General features: G+C 70.2%; 15 protein-coding genes and 4 pseudogenes. 12 read left to right on the forward strand and 7 right to left on the reverse strand.

Annotation, left to right across the window (positions count from 1 at the left end):
- Positions 1-12: 12 nt before the first annotated feature.
- Together ABT342_RS30350 and ABT342_RS30355 are read right to left on the reverse strand one after the other, a co-directional pair.
- Positions 13-393: a hypothetical protein gene (locus ABT342_RS30350; protein ID WP_351580993.1), complete on the reverse strand. Its 381-nt coding sequence runs from the start codon at positions 391-393 to the stop codon at positions 13-15.
- 357 nt (positions 394-750) lie between these two features.
- The gene (locus ABT342_RS30355) at positions 751-2,355 is read right to left on the reverse strand and encodes an FAD-binding oxidoreductase (RefSeq protein ID WP_351580995.1); all 1,605 of its coding nucleotides are present in this window, start codon (positions 2,353-2,355) and stop codon (positions 751-753) included.
- 68 nt (positions 2,356-2,423) lie between these two features.
- On the opposite strand from ABT342_RS30355, the gene ABT342_RS30360 reads away from it, so the two are divergent.
- A complete protein-coding gene (locus tag ABT342_RS30360; protein ID WP_351580997.1) occupies positions 2,424-3,062 on the forward strand; it encodes a TetR/AcrR family transcriptional regulator in 639 nt (212 codons plus the stop codon).
- A 1,269-nt stretch (positions 3,063-4,331) separates the two neighbouring features.
- On the opposite strand, the pseudogene ABT342_RS30365 reads toward ABT342_RS30360, so the two are convergent.
- The 3 genes and pseudogenes from ABT342_RS30365 to ABT342_RS30375 form a co-directional block, all read right to left on the reverse strand.
- Positions 4,332-5,475: pseudogene (locus ABT342_RS30365) on the reverse strand (IS1380 family transposase); the annotation flags it as partial.
- A gap of 122 nt (positions 5,476-5,597) precedes the next feature.
- Positions 5,598-5,996: a hypothetical protein gene (locus ABT342_RS30370; protein ID WP_351580999.1), complete on the reverse strand. Its 399-nt coding sequence runs from the start codon at positions 5,994-5,996 to the stop codon at positions 5,598-5,600.
- 672 nt (positions 5,997-6,668) lie between these two features.
- Positions 6,669-7,400, reverse strand: a complete 732-nt coding sequence (locus tag ABT342_RS30375) for an alpha/beta fold hydrolase (RefSeq protein ID WP_351581001.1) — start codon at positions 7,398-7,400, stop codon at positions 6,669-6,671.
- 791 nt (positions 7,401-8,191) lie between these two features.
- Here ABT342_RS30375 and ABT342_RS30380 point away from each other — a divergent pair.
- Positions 8,192-8,716: a VOC family protein gene (locus ABT342_RS30380; RefSeq protein ID WP_351581003.1), complete on the forward strand. Its 525-nt coding sequence runs from the start codon at positions 8,192-8,194 to the stop codon at positions 8,714-8,716.
- 609 nt (positions 8,717-9,325) lie between these two features.
- On the opposite strand, the pseudogene ABT342_RS30385 reads toward ABT342_RS30380, so the two are convergent.
- A pseudogene (locus ABT342_RS30385) lies at positions 9,326-9,559 on the reverse strand (ATP-binding protein); the annotation flags it as partial.
- A gap of 357 nt (positions 9,560-9,916) precedes the next feature.
- Between ABT342_RS30385 and ABT342_RS30390 the strand changes: the two are divergent.
- The 9 genes and pseudogenes from ABT342_RS30390 to ABT342_RS30430 all read left to right on the forward strand — a co-directional run bounded on the left by ABT342_RS30390 (position 9,917) and on the right by ABT342_RS30430 (position 17,201).
- The gene (locus ABT342_RS30390) at positions 9,917-10,150 is read left to right on the forward strand and encodes a metallothionein (RefSeq protein WP_351581005.1); all 234 of its coding nucleotides are present in this window, start codon (positions 9,917-9,919) and stop codon (positions 10,148-10,150) included.
- Between the two features lie 472 nt (positions 10,151-10,622).
- Positions 10,623-10,925, forward strand: a pseudogene (locus ABT342_RS30395) (cation:proton antiporter regulatory subunit); the annotation flags it as partial.
- 298 nt (positions 10,926-11,223) lie between these two features.
- On the forward strand, positions 11,224-11,379 hold the full coding sequence (locus ABT342_RS30400) for a hypothetical protein (protein ID WP_351581007.1): 156 nt from the start codon (positions 11,224-11,226) through the stop codon (positions 11,377-11,379).
- A 217-nt stretch (positions 11,380-11,596) separates the two neighbouring features.
- Positions 11,597-12,061, forward strand: a pseudogene (locus ABT342_RS30405) (cation:proton antiporter regulatory subunit); the annotation flags it as partial.
- Between the two features lie 9 nt (positions 12,062-12,070).
- The gene (locus tag ABT342_RS30410) at positions 12,071-13,291 is read left to right on the forward strand and encodes a cation:proton antiporter (protein ID WP_351581096.1); all 1,221 of its coding nucleotides are present in this window, start codon (positions 12,071-12,073) and stop codon (positions 13,289-13,291) included.
- Between the two features lie 131 nt (positions 13,292-13,422).
- Complete coding sequence (locus ABT342_RS30415; RefSeq protein ID WP_351581009.1) at positions 13,423-14,475, forward strand: PucR family transcriptional regulator; 1,053 nt, start codon at positions 13,423-13,425, stop codon at positions 14,473-14,475.
- A 169-nt stretch (positions 14,476-14,644) separates the two neighbouring features.
- The gene (locus ABT342_RS30420; RefSeq protein WP_351581011.1) at positions 14,645-15,151 is read left to right on the forward strand and encodes an NfeD C-terminal domain-containing protein; all 507 of its coding nucleotides are present in this window, start codon (positions 14,645-14,647) and stop codon (positions 15,149-15,151) included.
- A gap of 51 nt (positions 15,152-15,202) precedes the next feature.
- Positions 15,203-16,633 (forward strand): flotillin family protein, encoded by a 1,431-nt coding sequence (locus tag ABT342_RS30425; RefSeq protein ID WP_351581013.1) that lies wholly within the window; start codon positions 15,203-15,205, stop codon positions 16,631-16,633.
- Between the two features lie 22 nt (positions 16,634-16,655).
- On the forward strand, positions 16,656-17,201 hold the full coding sequence (locus ABT342_RS30430; RefSeq protein ID WP_351581014.1) for a hypothetical protein: 546 nt from the start codon (positions 16,656-16,658) through the stop codon (positions 17,199-17,201).
- Positions 17,202-17,437: 236 nt separating this feature from the next.
- Here ABT342_RS30430 and ABT342_RS30435 read toward each other — a convergent pair whose 3' ends face one another.
- A complete protein-coding gene (locus ABT342_RS30435; RefSeq protein WP_351581015.1) occupies positions 17,438-18,166 on the reverse strand; it encodes a TetR/AcrR family transcriptional regulator in 729 nt (242 codons plus the stop codon).
- A 63-nt stretch (positions 18,167-18,229) separates the two neighbouring features.
- Here ABT342_RS30435 and ABT342_RS30440 point away from each other — a divergent pair, with 63 nt between their 5' ends.
- On the forward strand, positions 18,230-18,853 hold the full coding sequence (locus ABT342_RS30440) for a class I SAM-dependent methyltransferase (RefSeq protein ID WP_351581017.1): 624 nt from the start codon (positions 18,230-18,232) through the stop codon (positions 18,851-18,853).
- Positions 18,854-19,028: the final 175 nt, after the last annotated feature.

The raw sequence follows: 19,028 nt of genomic DNA on the forward strand, positions 1-19,028 counted from the left end.
GAGGCCCTGCCTTCATGCGCGTACAACGGGAAGATCACTCGGGCGGGAAGCCTGTTCGAGCCACACGTTCCATGATCGGTTGAGATACGGCTTCTGAGTGAGACAGCGACTGGCTTCGTTGAGAACAGGCAGCAGGACATCCTTCGCGCTCAGGTGCCCCAGCTTCTCCGGACCCGTCCCATGATCGTGGTTGCCTGCCTCAGCAGGGTGGGCGAAGTCATGGCGCCGGGCGCCGCCGGCGACGACCCGGCCGAACGGCCCGCAGCCGGGCATCGGGCACAGCAGCATGCCGCCGGCGAGGTAGGCGCGCAATGTCACCCCCGACTCCATCTCGTCGTTGCCCCGCTTGTCCGGCAGGTAACGAAGTTGCCCGGACTTCCGGTCGACCGCCACTCTCGGCGGCCCTGCGGCTCGACGCCGCCGAGCGGAGCCACTTGGCCTCGAACGCGAGCCCGCCGGGCGGGACGCCGGGGCTGGGGAGGGCCTCCCGGGCCTGGGCGAGCGTCGGCTCCACCGGAGGACGTAGCACCCAGGTCCTCGTTCCCGACAGGGAGCCGCGCCGCTCGCAGGTCGGCACGGCTCCCCGGCTGTGGGGTCACAGCCCGACCGGTCCTGTCAGCGGACGCGGCTGCTCCTCAGCGGCCCCGTAAACGGCTCGTGTACTGGACCGCGGTGCTGCCGGCTGGCTGACGGGCGGGTCCGTGGACGGGCCGGTCGGCACGCAATTTCCGCCCGTCGGCCGCCGTTTTGTCAGTCGATCAGGACGCCCGGGTTGAGGATGCGGTGAGGATCCAGGGCGTCCTTGGCGGCGCGCAGGGCCAGTGCGAAGGGCTCCGGGCGCTGGAGGTCGTAGCCGGGGCGGTGGTCGCGGCCGACGGCGTGGTGGTGGGTGATGGTCGCGCGGTGGCGGTGCAGTACGTCGCTCGCGGCGGCTTTGATGTCGTCCCAGACCTCGACCTCGTCGCCGGGTCGGCCGGCGACGGCCACGGTGAAGTAGGGGGCGGCGCCGTCAGGATAGACGTGGGTCAGGCGGCAGTTGATGGTGGCCGGATATCCGGTGGCCTTCAGGGCGGCGGTGCCGACCTGGGTGCGGACGGCGTCGATCAGGGCGGGGATCTTGTCCCAGGTGGCGGCGGTCTCGAACGTCTCGACGACGGCGCCCATGCGAGCCAGGCCGTCGCGCAGGTAGGGCATGCGCAGGAACGCCGAGCGCCAGGCGTTCACGGCCGCGTCGGCGGGGGCGTCGCGGTCCGTCGTCGGCGCCCCGCCTCGGCCGCCGTGGGCGCGGGCCACGTCCAGGGCGCTCGTGAGGCGGTCGTCGACGGGGGCGGTGGCGGATTCGAAGCCCAGGACCAGGACCGCGGAGCCGTCGTGAGAGGCGCCGGACAGCGCGGCCTCGCCGGAATCGAGCAGGCGGCAGTTGGCTGGGGAGAGGTCGGATTGGGCGATGGCACGCACCGCGTCCAGCGCCTGCTGGAAGTCGGCGAAGGCCACGGACGCCGAGGCCTTGTGCCGGGGGCGCTCCCGCAGGCGCATCCACGCCTCGGTGATGACGCCGAGCGCGCCCTCGGAGCCGAGGAACAGACGGTCGGGCGACGGCCCAGCGCCGGAAGCGGGCAGCCGCCAGGACGTGCCCGCTCCGGCGGGCGTCACCAGTCGCAGGGACTGCACGAAGTCGTCGATGTGGGTGTGGACGGTGGCGTAATGGCCTCCGGCCCGGGTTGCCAGCCAGCCGCCGAGGGTGGAGAACTCGAAGCTCTGCGGGAAGTGGCGCAGGGTGAGGCCGCGGGGCCGCAACTGCTCTTCCAGTACGGGGCCGAGCGCGCCGGCCTGGATGTGGGCCGAGCGGCTGTCGGCGTCGATCTCCAGAACCCGGTCCATCGAGGTGAGGTCCAGCGACAGCACGGCGCGGTGGGCGTCGCCGCGGTACTCCACACCGCCGACCACCGAGGAGCCGCCTCCAAAGGGGATGACGGCCACGTTGTGCCCGCCGGCCCAGTCCAGCAGATCGGCCACCTCTTGGTCGTCGGTCGGTCGGGCGACCAGGTCGGGTATCCGTCCGGGCCGGCCACGCAGGGCCCGGATGACGTCGCGGTAGGCCTTGCCCATGGCGTGGGCGGCGCGCGCTTCGTGATCGGCGGTGACCAGGTGGGCCAGTGCGGGCGGGGGCGCCACACCAGGACGGGCGATGGGCAGGTCGGCGATCCGGGGTATCGGCAACGGGCGGGCCAGGGTGCCCGGCAGCAGCGCGCCCATGGCCGCGCATTCGGCGTCGTCGGGATGGGCGTCGGCGTAGCCCCAGCCCCACCAGGAGCGGGTGCGGGAGGTGCCGGGGTCGGACGGAGTGGCAGGCATGCGCGTGCTCCCAGCGAGGTCCAGGGAATTTACCCAACAGAAATTTACCTTAGGGTAATATCGGGTCCATGACAACGCTCCCCTCCAGGGCCGGCACCAAGGGCGTGCCCAGGGCCGCGCGCGAACGACAGGTCCTGGCCGCGGCCACCGAAGAGTTCGGCAGCCACGGCTACGAGGCCACCACCGTGGCCGCCATCGCCGCCCGTGTGGGCGTCACCAAGCCACTGCTGCACCATTACTTCGGCAGCAAGCAAGACCTCTACCTCGCCTGTCTGAACCGGGTCGGCGACCAGTTGCTGGACGCCATCCGCGCCGCGATGGCCGAACACGCCTCCAGCGCGCCGCCCACCTCTCTGCGTGTGTTGCACGCCCTGTTCACCGCCCTGGACGGGCAGCGGGAGGCGTGGTTCGTCCTCTACGACGCCACGCTGCCGTCCGACAGCGAGGCCGGCCGACGCGCGGCGTACTACCGCGGCGCCATCGACGACCTCGCCGCGACCGGCACCGCTGACCTCCTCCACGCGGTCGGCTCCAGCGACCCGCTTGACGCCGACGCCCTCAAATACGCCTGGCGCGGCCTGTGCACCGCCCTGGTCCGCTGGTGGGTCAACCACCCCGACCAGTCGCCTGAAGCCATGGCGCAACGCTGCGCACGGCTCTTCGCCGCCGGCCGCACCATCCTCGCCACCGGCGACGAGAGCACGTGAGCGGGACCGCGCGCAGCTCCCGCAGATAGTGGGCGCCGGCAGAGCGGTCCATCACGATCGATGTGAGCGGGGTCCCTCTCATGTCGAACGGCGGGCGACCGGGCGGGCCCTGCCCCTCTGCTGTACGCGGGTGAACCCGCCGGCACTGCGAGTCCGCCCTGGCACAGGCTGTGGAACGGCTCTTGGCCGCACTGAGTGCGGGTAGCGCACAGTGGACGGCGTGAACGGCGTATGTCGAGCAGGTCGCCGAGGAGCTGTACGTGCTGAAGCCGGTCGAGTTCGTGCCGGCCCGGGGCGCGTACGTCGCCGAGGCGCGCAAGGCGAAGGACGCGGCGGCGGCGAAGGCGATCGCGGCGTTGCGTCGCCCGACGCTCGCGGCGCGGGCGGCCAATCTCTTGGCGCGTGAGCGGCGGCAGGAGGCGGAGCGGTTCCTGGCGTTGGGACAGACGCTGCGGCAGGCCTCATCGGACGCTCGATGCCGAACAGTTGCGGGTGGCGAGCAGGCAGCAGCACCAGCGTGTCACCGCTCGCGCTCGTACGGCTGCTGCTCCGGCGGGCGAGGCTGGGCAGCCGGTGCGCGGCACGGTGCTGTACGAGATCGAGCAGGCCCTCCACGGCGTCCTCGCGTCCCCAGAGGTTGCCGACCTGTGGTCGAAGAGCCGGCTCGTGAAAATCCCCGAAGTCGCGGTCGATTTCAGCTCCCTCTTGCCGGAGACGGCGCCCACGCACCCGGCCCCGTCCTTCGCCCCGACCATGGCGGGGCGGGCCGGGGAGCACGTCATGCTGGATACGACGCGCCTGGACATCATGGCCGTATCCGACCACGGCGTGGCGGGCCGGCCCGAGTTGATCATCGCGCTGGATGTCGCCACCCGAAGCATCCTGGCCGCGGTGCTGCGGCCGGGCGGGAGGCGCGGGATCCGCCACGCCATCCTCGACCCGCTACGAGGACAGCCAGACAGCCCTCCGGCGTACACGCCCGCCGCGGAAAGTGGGAAGTCCACCACAACCCGCACGACGCACGACAGGTACGGGTCCGCCTCCTCGACGGACAGACTGATGACACCTCGCCGCGATACATGGTCAAGGCCATGGAGTCGGCCCCTAGGAACATCGAGGACGGCGTCTCACCCTTCATGCCAAGCATTTCGCGGGTAAAGAAGCAACTCCCCCAACCAGTAGGCTCACCAGCGCGCGGAGTGGCGGGCTCTACTGCGTGAGATTCGGACTTGCTGCAAATGGCGCTCCGCTGGCCCGAGCGCCGGTGGGGACCCAGGTCTGGTTCTGCGCGGTGTCGTGCAGGGGCAGGTTGCGCAGGCCGGTGGTGCGGGCGGCGCGGATGCGGTCCTCGGCCCTCGGCCCTCGCGCGCTGGCGATGCCGCAGTTCGAGTGCGGCGATCGGGATGCCGTTGGTGTTGGTGGCGAAGGCGGTGAGCCGCAAGCCATCGGTGTCGGTGTCGGTGTCGGTGTCGGTGAAGCGCAACTGTGCGCCGGGGTGGGGTAGTTCCTTGCGGACGATCAGCCTGATTCCCTGCGGCCAGCCCTTCAGGCGGTCGCCGGACCGTTCGGCGACCCAGGCACCGTCGCTGATCTCGCCGTCCGGCTGGACCGCCACCGTCCATGCGGCGGGCGGGACCTTCAGTACTGCCTGGTGGATGGCGTCGGTGATGGTCATGCCGACCGAGTACGACAGCCATCGGCCGCGCTGGGCGAGCCAGGCCACGAACTCGTGGATGCCGCCGCCGGAATCGGTGCGAATCAGCGTCCGGCGCCCGCGCCGGTACTCCTTCGGCAGTTGGGCCAGGGCGAGTCGAGCCGTGGTGATGTGGTCGGCGGCGGTGTTGCTGCCCGCGTTGCCGGGCCTGAGTAGGCCTGCTACCGGCTCCCCGCCGCCACCGCTTCCGTGGTCGACGAAGCCCAACCGGGTGGTGTCCGTAAGTCTTCTTCCAGGTCGCGGCGGCGTCTTGCTTGTCGGAGTGGGCCAGCACAGGCACTCCGTCCAGGTCCACGGCCACCTGGCCTGAAGCATCCGGCGACGAGGTACCGGCCGGCTTCCAGACGTGTTCGCGGACTTTGGCCCGTGCGGACCGGATCGCGGTCAGGGCCTTCCGTCAGGCCGCGGCAAGGCTGTTCGATGGGCCCCGAGACGGTCGGATCGGAGGCCACCGTCCCGAACACGGCCGGCTCGGTCGTCCCCGCCGACGGCAGCCGCGAGGGCAACGTCCAGCAGAACCTTGCCCGGATCGTGCACCGCCCGATCCTTCCGCCACGGCGCAAGCGCGCGCGATGTCGACGTGTCCAGCCCGGTCTTACGAATGATCTCGACCAGCCGAACGCCCCCGGCCTGGGAGACCACTGCCCGGCCGCCGCCCTCGACCCGGTCACGCGGACAGAATCCAATGCGCTTCTTCACCTGAGGAGTGCTTCTTCCCACGCGACGACCTGGACCATGGACAAGCCCCATCGTTGCTGGTCAGGAGCACTCTGCGCGATTCCGATCACACCTCGGACTCCCGCCTACGCGATAGCGGGAGGTCAGGCCGGTGCGTCTGCAGCGAGGCGGGCACGCCGCGTGCGATTCCGTAGGTGAACAATGAGCGGCAGGGCAGATCCGATCAGTGCCATGACGACGGCGGCGACCCAGTGCCGCGTCTGCTGGCCCATGAGCAGGCACGAGACGACACCGAAGCAGGCACCCGCCGCCGGGACCAGCGCCACGTGCCGACCGGCGGTCGTATCGGTGAGGGAGGCCACGCTGAAGTAGGCGACGACGAATCCGGTAAACAGGGCAAGCGTGTACCAACCTCCGCCGTCAGGGAGGGCGTAGCCCTTACGGGTTCGCTCCAGTCCCAGGTCAACGGCTCCTGCGACTGCCCAGAAGAACGCGCTGGAAGCCACCACGCCGAGAGCGACGCGCCACGCCGTATTCGTCATGCCGGGATCGTATGAGCGATGAGTGGAGTTCGGCCAGGGCGTTGTTCCGGCCCACCGTGTACACAGAGCCGTGGCTTCGGCGTCGAGGATGGCGAGCAGCTGCCGGGGCGCTACACCGCTTCACCTGAAAAGTGTCTCCGGCTCGTACGGGAAACAGAACCTCAGCAATCTCCATTCTCTCCGTTCAGAGGCACTTCCCACGTCCCTCATCACGTGCCGGACATACCGCTTCGTGAAAGCGCGAGGTGAGGAGAGCACCCATTGGGGCGGGTGTGCGGGGTCGGCCGGGCAGGTGAAAACGTGCAGCTCCGGTCCCGGCCGAAGCGGAGCCGAGTGGGCTGGGCAACGGACGGACCACCCTGGATCGAGGCCTTCCCCTGCAGGGACGGGTCGTGGTCTTCCAGCGGCACCCAGCTGTGCGAGCCGGCGTCGCCAGGCAGGTGCTCTCAACGGGAAGAAGCCACCGGCGCTGGAGCAAGACGTCGTTTCCTTTGGAGGCTGCCCCGCTCATGAGGGCCGGCGCTTCCGGCGCTGGTGACACAAGATCGGGTCGCGGTAGCGACGCCGTCAGGCGTCTTTGACAGGCAGACGCGGCCCGCACACTCCAGGACCGGTCGGCCCACCCTCGGCACCTGCGCCCGAACAGCCCCGGTGGACCCGGCTCTGGCGCGCTCAGCTGCGAACAGGTACCTGCCGGGCGAAGCGGCGGACGGCATCGGTGAAGGCATCTGGATCGTCGAAGTTCGCGAGATGTCTCGCCCGCGGGATCAATTCGACGCGGGCATTCGGATGCGCGCGGGCGAAGTCCCTCTCTCCGGACCGGAAGACGGTGTCCTTCTCGCCGTTCAGGATGAGCACGGGAGCCGCCACATGACGCATCGCGCCCGCGTCAAAGCGGCCCATCACCTCACCCCAGGCGGCCGGCAGGGTGTGGAAGGCATAGCCGGAGCGGATGGTCGCCTCCACCACCTCGGGAGGATAGAGCCGGCGCAACAACCGGTCGTTCCACCGGGCCAGCCGGTCCGCCGGTATACGAGGGACGAGCCCGGCCACCCACCGATACGGGGCTGCCCACGGGCCACGAGTGGAAGCGCTGGCCCCCGCAAGGACCAGCCCCCGCAGCTGCTCCGGGCAGCGCCGCGCGAACTCCAGCGAGGCGTATCCGCCGAGCGAATGCCCGACGACCAGAGCCGGCCCGCGGTCGAGCGAGTCGACCGCGGAAGCGATGATCTCTGTCGCCGCGTTCAGGCTCCAGGGTTGAGCAGAGCGGGCGCCGTGGCCTGGTAGGTCAACAGCGGCTACCCGGAAGTCCCCTTGGAGTGCGGCAAGCTGCGGGCTCCACTGTCCCGCGCTGAACCGCGTCCCGTGCACGAAGACGATGGGTGGTGCATCCGCTGCCGCCATGAGTCCCCCAGATCAGCGCTTCCTTCGGGCCGACTCTACCGGCGGTGGCATCCACGGCGCGGAGATGCGGAGATGCCGGCCAGTGGGGCACCCGCGTGATACGTCGAACCCAGCGGCAGTGCCTGGCAGTCGGCGGAACGCCGAGCGCGCCTCGCCCCCGAAGCCGCCCAAGCCGCGTCCGGACCGCGTTCGGGCTCCTCGCCGCCAACTGGAACCACGTCATAGCCCAGCCGAGCCCAGCCGCCCTCGCCTGGGACCAGCTCCTCACCTGCACGCAGAGCAGGATCCGCCCTCTGCCCGGCATCGACACCGGCGACCCCCTCCAGTACGACGCACGACGTCCTGCATCACCTCACGATCCAGAGCATCGACGCTCATGAGGATTCTTGAAAGCAGTTCTGACCGCGCTTCCGTGACGACTACGCCAGAGCGACGGCCTCGTCCACGTCCGGCAGCCGCCGCGAAACCGCCTGAGCGGCGCGGGGCTCTGTCGCGGGAGGGACTCGGAGCCGGCGGCAGGCGGAGCCTATGCCGAAGCGCGGCCAGAACCCGCTACTTGCCAGACTGGCCGAGTAGCGCACTAGAGCTGGAAACAAGCCCCGGAGGGCAGTGGCGCCCTCTGGGATCAGTGAGCCTTTCCATCCTCTGCGCGAGGCTCGAGAGAGAAGTGGGCTACGACCAGGGCGCTGATGAGGGTGGTGCTGGTCTCGTGCGTGATCTAGGTCCGCAATTGTCCTAATTGGGTCCTAGGGTCGTCACATCGCGAAGGACCAGACGAGGGGACGAGACCGATGAGTCACACTGCACCCGAGGGCTACACCAGCGTTGCACCGTGGGTGGTCACCGACGACACCGGCGCACTGCTCGACTTCATCACCGCCGCGTTCGACGGCGAGGAACTTGCACGGGTGCCGGTCGAGGACGGCACCATCGGGCACGGCGAGATCCGCGTCGGCGACACGGTCGTGCTGGCCTTCGACCGACGGCCCGACTGGCCGGTGATGCCCTCGCTTCTGCGGGTTTACGTCCCGGACGCGGACGCCGCCATGGCGGCCGCGGTCATGCACGGGGCGCAGGTGATCACCGAGACCACTGACAGCGCGTGGGGGGATCGCGGCGGCCGGGTGCGGGATCCGTTCGGCAACATCTGGTGGGTGATGAGCCGGGTAGAGGACGTCGCACCGGACCGGGCCTGGGAGCGTATGTCCGAGCCGAAGTACGCCGAAGCGATGCGCATGGCCCAGGAGACTCTGGACGCCGCGCTGAGTGGCCGGGAGTCAGGGGTGGCAAGTGCCCCGCAGCGCCCGACCCACTGAGATCAGCTTCCGACCCGACCGCGGATGGCGGGAGTTGGATGCGCCGTGCCTAATCCGGCCCAGGGGGCCATCGGGGCAGCCGTTGGCCCCCAAGGCCGGGACTCCAGTGCACGATGCGCCGGCCCTGTCGGCACAGACCGCGCCTGTTCCGTGGCGTCGTCCCTGATGAGGGCGGGGTGTGGGGTGATGGTCATGGGGCGATTCCTTCCTCAGGTATGCCGAAGGGAGCCCTTGGGCAACGTGGTGCCCGAGGGCTCCCTGGGGGGCAGCATTGCTGCGGCCTGGGCGGCCACCCGCACAAGCGCCGCGTTCACCTCACCCACCTCCAAGATCACCCCACTGCCCCTTTGGGGCTCACCGTGGCTGGCCCCCTTGTTGGTGAGCGGGGCAAACGAGGATCGCGTCCGGCGCGGGCAGCACGTCGGGCAAGGGCCGGCCGGGATGCCCCACCTGTGCCGACGGCAGCCGCACATCAGCGGCTGTTCAGCTGCCGCTGTGCACTCTCAACGAACAGGCGGGTGAGGTCCTGCAGCTCGGGCGGGAACGCTGAGTCGGATGGGACGCCGCTCTACTGGATCGCAAGGACGATCTTGTCCACCCGGACGACTACGGGCGGAGGTAGGTGCCGAACTTGCTGGTCAGGCGCCCTGCGGATTCGGCTGCCGTGAGGTTGCGGACCATGTCGTCGAGGCTGGTGAAGTAGGTCGAGTAGCCGGCCCGACAGGCCGGGACTGCAAGGGCGACGGCGCTGTGTGTCCTACCGACCCCGGGCGGCCCGAGCAGAGCGGCGTTCGCCTTGGCCTCGACGAACGACAGAGTGGCCAGGTCCTTCACGTTGCGCGGCCGTGGGAGCGGTGGTGAAGGGGCGGGTGCCGGTCAGCTCGTCATGGACGGACAGCGGACGGCGTCCGACCTGGATGCCGGCGGCCGCGGCCCGGGTGGCAGGGCTTGCAGCGGTCCGGCTTTCTCGCCCAAAAGCGCCTCGTGACTGGGCACGTTCACGTGTACGCCGACAATTGGCGCCCAGACCGGATCATCAGGCGCACCGCCGGGTAGCTCCCGGCAGCCCACCTGAGTGATTCCGGTCCGCCGGTCCGGTTCCGGCGAACGTGGCGGCGTTGGGCGAGGGCATCGCGGTCGGTACGTTCACGAGACGACAGGACAACACCATCCGCTGTCATGGCGAGGAGCTGATCATTCATGGCCGTATGCGAGGTCTGCCAGAACGACTACGAGTTGGCTTTCGAGGTGCGCGCCGCAGGGGAGGTACACATCTTCGACAGCATCGAGTGCGCCGCCCAGAAGCTGGCGCCGAGCTGCGGCAACTGCGAGTGCCGCATCCTCGGCCACGGCCTTCAGGCGGACGGGCAATTCTTCTGCTGCGCGCACTGCGCTCGCCAGCGCGGTGTTGCGCAGCTCGTGGATCACGCCTGAGCGCCGTATTGCCCACGTCCCGCGGCAGGTCCTCCCGTCGCACACGCCGGGCGATCCCCCGGACGCCCTCCCCCACCACCAGGCGCACCAGCGGCTCCTCCGCCAGCGCCCGCACGGTCTCGATCCACTCCATTGCCGTCTCCAATCGGCCCTCCGGGCAGCACGCCCGCGGCACGGATCTTTGGCGACAGGAGCGGGGCGGGAGTTTTCTCCGTAGACGGGAGTTTTCTCCGTAGAACGGTTCCTGGTGAAGCCGGGTCCGCGCGGGAATCTGGAGGCAGACAGAGGAGGGGGTGGGGAGGGAGAGGGACGGGCTTGCGGGCACGAGAGGGCATGGCGGCGTAGCCCTGGGAGACGGCTGTCCGTATGCGCCGAGCCGGGCTGTCCGCCCTGCCGTCCATGATCCGCGGACGCGGAGGTCAGCGGGCGTCGAACCGGCCGTTCAGGTACTGCAGGACCCGGCGGCGGCCGCGAGACGGAGGCGCTGATCGACACGCTGTTGGCAGCCCATCAAGTCCCAACCTGCTGTACACGACCGACCTTGGGCTGGTGGCGGAGCGAATAGAGCTCTCTCCGGCGTCGCACTGGAACGGGCGAGTGCTGGGTGAGACCAGGTTGCGCACGGAGACGGGCGCCTCGATCGTCGCCATCCCGCGCCGCTCAGGCGCGGCGCCGTCGCCCCGCCCCGGACTTCCGCCTGGCCGGCGGGGACACCTTGATCGCCCTCGGCACCCGCGAGGGCGCCGAAGGCGCCGCCACCATCCTTGACCGAGAGCGACCGTCCTCGATTCCTCCTGGCCGGCCTCGCCCTCGGAGAAGGCGGTCCGCTGCCCCTGGCACCAGCGAGGAGTTCGTCGCGCTCGGCGCCGAGATCGGTGTCATCCTGCTGATGGCCGGTTCGCACGGGCACATCGCGCCATCGGCTCCCAAATCCCGGGAGATTTGCACCCTGTTCGCCGTTTAACAAAGATCACCCCTTATCTCCTACGCTAGAATCCTTTACCAAGCCATTACGCTCTGTTGAGCGCATAGGCGCTCATCTTTGCGGGCTGTCAACGGAACGGGGGGACGACGTGCGACGACGCTTCAACGCCTCGGACCTGCCCCTCGCCCACCTGGGTCACCGCTGCTCCTCCGCCCGCGCCCTCCGGACGGTCCGCGTCGACAACGCCCCTCGCGGCGGCGTGCCTGATACCAACGGCAGCGGCTCCGGCGACAAGCGCCTCTGACGCATCCGTATTCCCGATGCGCGTACTTCCAGGGCCCCGTACCTGACGGCCCGTGCGCCTCGAGGTCCGTACGAAGGCCACTGGTCTCGCCCTGCGTCGCTGAGCACACCGACGACTTCCGTCGGGCCGGCACACCGGCCCCCACGCCCATCGACACCGGCCCGAACCGCCGAACCGTCACCAGCACGTCCCTCACGCTTCCGTACTGGAGCACGCTATGGAGCTCACCGCTCACGCCGGCAAGGCCGCCCTGCCCAGGGTCGGCGCCCGCTACGACCTCCCCGTCGAAGCCGGCCGCCACCTGTCCGTCGTCACCCATCAGGACGGCCGGCGCACCCTTGCGTTCCGCGCCCTCGATGGCGACGACACCTGCGAGGACTCCGTTCCCCTCACCCCGCGCGAGGCGACCGCGCCGGCCCAGCTGCTCACCCGCACCCCCGTCGCCCGCCTGCACCACCGCATCGAGATCGACCTGGTCACCGAGCGATCGCCGTATGCCGGGCGCCCGCTCGGATCCGTCCCGGCGCGCACGCGCACCGGGGCATCCATCGTCGCCGTCCTGCGCCGCGCCGCGGCGTTCCCCTCGCCACACCCGACTCCCGCTTCGCGACCGGCGACACCCTCGTCGTCGGCGGCAGCCGCGTAAGGCGTAGACACCGTCGCCGAACTCATCACCGGAGGACAGAGGCCCGTGCACAACACCACAGTCATGCTCATCGAGCTCGGAGCGATCATCCTCGCCCTGGGACTCCTCGGACGACTCGCAGGACGCGTGGGCTTCTCCCCCATACCCCTCTACCTGCTCGCCGGACTCGCCTTCGGCCACGGCGGCATACTCCCGCTCACCGCGAGCGAGGAGTTCACCGCCACCGGCGCCGAGATCGGGGTCATCCTCCTCCTGCTCCTGCTCGGCCTGGAGTACAGCGCCTCCGAACTCGTCACCAGCCTCAAGACGCAGTACCCCTCCGGCGCCGTCGACTTCGTCCTCAACGCCGCGCCCGGCGCGGCCGCCGCACTCATCCTGGGCTGGGGACCCGTCGCGGCCGTCGCTCTGGCCGGCGTCACCTGGATCTCCTCCTCCGGCGTCATCGCCAAGGACCTCGGGGACTTCGGGCGTCTCGGAAACCGCGAAACCCCGGTCGTCCTCGGCATCCTGGTCATCGAAGACCTGGCCATGGCGCTCTATCTGCCCATCCTCACCGCTCTGCTCGCAGGCGTGAGCCTCGCGGGCGGCGCCCTCACCCTGCTGATCTCGCTCGGCACCGTCGGTGCCGTCCTCTATCTCGCTCTGCGCCACGGACGCCTCATCAGCCGCGCGGTCTACTCCGACAACGCCGAAATGCTCCTCCTCGTCGTCCTCGGCCTGACCGTCCTGGTCGCGGGCATCGCCCAGGAACTCCAGGTCTCCGCGGCCGTTGGCGCCTTCCTCGTCGGCATCGCCCTGTCCGGCGAGGTCGCCGAAGGGGCCAGCACCCTGCTGAGCCCGCTCCGCGACCTGTTCGCCGCCGTCTTCTTCGTCTTCTTCGGCCTGTCCACGGACCCCGCGGACATCCCGCCCGTCCTCGTCCCCGCCCTGATCCTCGCGGTCGTGACCGCACTGACGAAGATCGCCACTGGCTGGTACTCGGCACGCCGCGCGGGAATCAGGACCGCGGGCCGCTGGCGCGCCGGAGGAACCCTCGTCGCCCGCGGCGAGTTCTCCATCGTCATCGCCGGCCTCGCCGTCGGTGTCGAGCCCCGCATCGGCCCGCTCGCCACCGCCTACGTCCTGATCCTCGTCATCGTCGGCCCGCTCGCCGCCCGCTGGACCGAACCCCTCGCCCGCCGTCTCACTCGCCGCCGCCCCACGCGCCTGGCGCAGGTCTCCATGCCCGTGGCGGAGCGTACCGACCCTGCCCACACCTGCAGGTGAGGAGCGGGGCGGGCGCGGCGTACGGCAGCGGAAGCCACCCGGGCCGGCGCCCGGTCGCGCGGGCAGGGCCGGCAAGCACAGGACCACGAAGAATACTGTCACTTCATCAAGAACCAGGGGGACGCCAACCGATGCAGCAATCAACGCCGACGAGCTTCTTGGAGGGCTACAGCCAGATCATCGCCGAGGCGTCGAGGACCGGTCGCCGCCTCACGCGCGCCGAGGTGGAATCACGCCGTGCGCTGGGCGCACAGGCCGCCGAAGCCGGGCAAGGATGGCGCGCCCTGGTCCGCGGCCATCTCGCGGCCAGCCGCGTCGACCGACCCACGTCAACCGACTTGGACAGCGTTCTCAGCGCCGTCGAGCAGGCCATCGACGCCTTCGCCGAAGGGTACGAACAAGCCCAGCGGCTCGTCGTACGCAGAGAGGAGGCCGCTCGGCGCGAGTTCATCGACGACCTCCTCCACGGCCGCGGAGACGCGGGGCATCTCTCTGCTCGCTCGGAGCGGTTCGGGCTGCGTCTGTCCCGCTCGCACGCGGTCGCGGTCGCCGAAGGACCTGCGACGTACGACGAAGCCGACCCCGTGCCCAGGGAGGTGGAGGCGGGCCTGTTCGCCCGGTTCGAAAGACGCCGCATCCTGTTCACCACCAAGGACGGCCGCATGGTGTGCATCGCGCCGGCCGACCAGGACGACGTACTCGTCCACTTCGCCAAGCGAGCACACGCGGCCACCGACGGCGGTAAGGTCGCGATCGGGCGGCCCCGCCCGGGCGCGGGCGGCATCGGCCACAGCTACGAAGAGGCGCTCAACGCACTCGACATCGCCCGCCGCATGGGCTTCGAGGAGCCGCTTCTGCGTGCCGCCGACCTGTTGGTATTCCCTGTCCTGGCCCGCGACCGGCAGGCCCTGGTGGACCTGGTGGACAGCACGCTCGGCCCCCTGAAGGAGGCACGTGGCGGCCCACACCCACTCATCCACACGCTCATCGCCTACTTCGACGCCGGCTGTGTCGCCACCGATGCCGCACGACGGCTGTCGTTGAGCGTACGAGCCCTCACCTACCGTCTCGCACGCATCCACACCCTCACCGACCTCAACCCGAACGATCCCATGCACCGCTACACGCTCCACACCGCGGTCATCGGCGCGCGGCTGCTCGACTGGCCGACCAGGCGGACCTGACGACGCCCTGCGACCTCGCACATCGGCCGCGTACGGCCGGCGTGAGGCAAGCATGAGAACGGCATCAAGAACGCGTAAACATTGCCGAAGACCGGCAGTGAACTCCAGTACGAGGCGATGCGACGATGCCGCAGACGGCGGAAGCGCCCAGCAGCCGAAGGAGCGGGACATGGTCTGGTTTCTCGGTCTCGGCATCGGAGGGCTGGTGCTGCTGATCCTGTCCCTGGTCTTCGACGGGGTGCTGGAGGGGGCGCTCGATGGCATCGGGGGCGGCCTGGACGGGTTTCTGTCGTTGCCGGTGATCGCCGGGTTCGTGTCGATGCTGGGGTTCAGCGGCGCGATCACACTCGGCACCACCGGCCTGGGGGCGGGGGCCGCCACCGGTGCGGGCGTGGCCACGGGGGTTGTCGCAGCTTGGCTGACCTGGAGGTTCAGCCGGGTGCTGATGCGCGACGCGGCCACGCCCGCACCGAGGGGCGAGGACCTGACGGGCACGTCGGGATCGGTGGTGACGGCGATCCCGGCGGACGCGTACGGCGAGGTGCTGCTGTATCTCGCCGGCCAACCGGTGAAGTACGCGGCGAAATCCGCCGTACCCGTCCCGCGCGGCACGGAGGTCTGGGTGGAGTCCGTCCTGTCGGCGACGTCTGTCGTCGTCCGCCCGGTCGAACGCTGACCCCGCCGCATTCAGTCCACTCAACCCGGCTCGAACCAAGGGGAACGTTTCATGAGCCCTGTCCTCACCGCTGTGGTGGGCATCGTCGTACTCGTCGTCCTGCTCGCCCTCGTCGTCGTCACCCGCTACAAGGTCGCCGGGCCGAGCGAGGCGTTCATCATCACCGGCCGCAGGGGGAAGCAGGCCACCGACCCTGCCACTGGTCGGGTGTTCACCGACAACAGCGGCCAGAAGGTCGTGGTCGGCGGTGGTGTCTTCGTCGTGCCCTTCGTGCAGCAGAAGTTCACGCTCGACCTGTCCAGCCGGCACATTCCGGTCGCGGTGCGCGGCGCGGTCACACTGCGCGGAGTGAAGGCGAATCTGGAGGGCGTCGCCATCGTCAAGGTCGGCGGGACCGAGGACTCGATCCGGGCCGCCGCGCAGCGGTTCCTGATGCAGCAGGACGGGATCGTCGGCTTCACCCAGGAGGTGCTGTCCGGCGCGCTCCGCTCGATCGTGGGCCGGATGTCGGTGGAGGACATCATCCGCGACCGGGCCGCGTTCGCCGGTCAGGTCGCCGAGGAGGCCGAGGCCAGCCTCTCCGGCCAGGGCCTGGTCCTGGACGCCTTCCAGATCCAGGACATCACCACCGAGGGCTCCTACCTGGAGGACCTGGGCCGCCCCGAGGCCGCCCGCGCCAAGCAGGAGGCGGACATCGCCGAGGCCGTCGCCCGGCGCGCCGCCGAACAGGCCCGGCTCAAGGCGGAGGAGGAGATCGCGATCGCCCAGCGGACCCTGTACCTGAAGCAGGCCGAGATCAAGGCCCAGACCGACGAGGCCGCTGCCCAGGCCAACGCCGCCGGTCCGCTCGCCGAAGCCGACCGCCAGCAGCAGATCCTCGCCGAGCAGGAGAAGGTCGCCGAGCGACAGGCCGCGCTGACCGACCGTCAGCTCGACACCCAGGTCCGCAAGCCCGCCGACGCCGCCCGCTACCAGTCCGAACAGGAGGCCGAGGCCCGCCGTATCGCGCTGGTCAAGGAGGCCGAAGCGGACGCGGAGCGGGCCCGCCTGACCGGTGAGGGCGAGAAGGCGCAGCGCGCGGCGCTCGCCGACGCCGTACGCATCGAGGGCGAGGCCCACGCCGCCGCCATCGCCGCCAGGGGCTCCGCCGAGGCCGAGGCCATGGTGAAGAAGGCCGACGCCTTCGCCCAGTACGGCGACGCCGCCGTCCTGCAGATGCTCGTCGAGGTCCTGCCGCAGGTCGTTGCCAAGGCGTCCGAGCCGCTGTCGGCCGTCGACAAGATGACCGTCATCTCCACCGACGGCGCGAACCAGTTGTCCCGTACGGTCGCCAACAACGTCGCGCAGGGCATGGAACTCCTCTCCTCCACCACCGGTGTCGACCTCGCCTCGCTTCTCCAGGGCATCACGCGGAAGAAGCCGGCACCCGAGACCGCTCCGGCTCCGGCGGTCTCGAGCACGCCGGTCGAGATCACTGACTAGGACAAGGGCGATGGGGGACACGGTGAGAACCAGCTTCAAGATCCACGCAGGGGCGCAACTCGCCCTTTCCCTCGCGGGGCTTCTCGCCGCGTCCCTCGCCGCCTTCCCTTTGCTGCCCCCGTTCGCCGACGAGTGGCTGCTGCTCGGGACAGGCATCGCCCTGCTCGTACCACTCCATGTGGCGACGATCGTCCGCAGTATCGCCGTCGGACTCCGAGACATGCGCTTCGCGAGGAGCAAGGAAAGGCAGTGGCGTGCTCTGCGCTCCCTGCCCCGCCGAGTCCAGGGGCTCCTCGTGGGCGTGGGCCTGGCCGGAGCCGCGCTGCTCGTCGGCGCCGGAGCCGACGACTCTTCCCTCCAGGGGGCAGACTCCGTCCGGGGCCGGTACTTCGCGATCGACACCTCCGACCCCCGACGCGAGCGGATCGAGATCGCCAGGAGCGAGTACGAAGCCCTGCGCAAGGAGGACCAGCAGGTCGCGTTCGCGGCGTTCGCCCTCTTCGCGGCGGGCGGTGGCGGTCTGACGCTCGTCTTCGCGAAACTCGACTCATGGGTCGGCAGGTCGTGACCAGCGGCTCCCGGCACGGCAAGCCGAACAGCACGTGCCGTCGACACGTACAGGACGGGCTCCTCGGACTTGGCGGAACGATCGCGCCAGTCGTCAGCTACGTCCCGCTGCTCGGGCGGTTTTCCCGGGCGGCTGGGTGCGGGGCCCGGCGCCCGAAGTCGCGGACGGACGGTCGACCTCACCGGTGTCTGCGCGTGCCTGGAGGGCGTGAGCCTGCAGCGGAGTGAGCTTCCCGGTCACTTTCCGCGGCCGTAGCCGGCCGCGGACTTTGCTTCGGCGTCTGTCGCCGAAGGGTCGGTGGCCTGCTCGTGGTCGGTGCAGAGGTGGGCAGTCAGGGCCGCGCAAGCCCACTCCTCCCAGGCGTCGGGGGACCAGCCCCGGTCGCGGACAAGGATCAGGTACAGCTCCGGGCTGAGCAGCCCGTACAGCAGGTCGGCGGCGCGGGCGGTGTCGACGTCCCGGCGGGCATCGGGCTTGGAAGTCAGTGCCTTCGCTGCGGTGTGCTGGACGGTGTAGCGCGGGTCGGGGCCGGCGGGCCACTGCGCGGCGATCTCCGGGTCCGTGGCCGCGGCAGCCGCGATCAGCGGCATGATCGGGGCGACACGGCCGAGGATGTCGCGCACGCCCCGCACGTGAAGGCGCAGTTGTCCGGCCGCGGTGGGCTCGGCGCACGCGGCGCGGAACCAGTCGCGGTCCATCGTGGCGACCGGCTCGACGTCGCCCGCGACGGACGTGTCGACGACGTCCTTGAACAGCGCGCGCTTATTCCGGAACACGAAGTACACGGTCTGAACGGCCACGCCCGCGCGATCCGCAACCTCCTGAAGGCTTGTCGCGCCGTACCCCTGCGCGACGAACAGGTCCCGCGCCGCCGCGACGATCTTCTCGCGGGTACGCCGCGAGCGCTCGGCCCGCTTGTCGGGGCGCTTGGCGTTCTGTCCGTCGGAACCCTTGACCTCATCCATGCCGGGAGTCTATCTCTAGAGTTAGTCACTAGAGATAGACTCTAAATTCTTGGAGGCGTAGCGATGAGGGAGACTCGGACCGCTGCGGAGCTCGACCAAGAGGCCGCTGTGCGCCGCGCGTTGGAGGACTTCTACCGGGACGGCAAGCCTCCGTGGGACAGCGGCATCACGCCGCCCGAACTCGTGGCCCTGGTAGAGGGGCCCGGCGCGCTGATGCCGGGCCAGGTCCTCGAACTCGGCTGCGGCACCGGGACCAACGCGGTGTACCTGGCCCGGCACGGCTGGCGGGTGGCGGCCGTCGACCTGGTCGACCGCGCGGTCCGGCAGGCGAGGGAGAAGGCCGCCGCGGCCGGAGCGGACGTCACGGTGCTGTGCGGGGACGCCACCCGGCTCGACGAGGTGGGCGTGCCCGGCCCGTACGACCTGTTCTTCGACCTGAGTTGCTACTGCGGGATTCCACCGCACCGCCGCGACGCCTACGCCGCCGGCCTCACGAAGCGTGCCGCCCCCGGCGCACGACTGCTGATGTTCGGGTACGGGCCCGAGGCGTTCGACGACCCGATCTCCGGCGTCACCGCCGACGAACTCAGCGCCAGGTTCGCTGGGTGGCAGCTGGCCGACGTGACGCCCGGCACGAACCCGGTCCCGACGTTCTGGTTCACGCTGCACCGCGCCGCCGCGGCATGAGCTCAGTCACCCGGCTGCCGGTGATCGAATCGTTTTCGAAGGCGGCAGGCTTGTCGTCGTGCGAGCCAGTGGAGAGCGGCTGTCGCCGGTCGGCGTCTGGTCCACTCGATGCGGGCCCGGATCTCTACGCCGCCAGTAGAAGCCGCTCCTCGAACGGTGCGTCGTACTTGATCAC

The organism is Streptomyces sp. NPDC000410, from assembly GCF_040300305.1.
GTDB lineage: Bacteria > Actinomycetota > Actinomycetes > Streptomycetales > Streptomycetaceae > Streptomyces.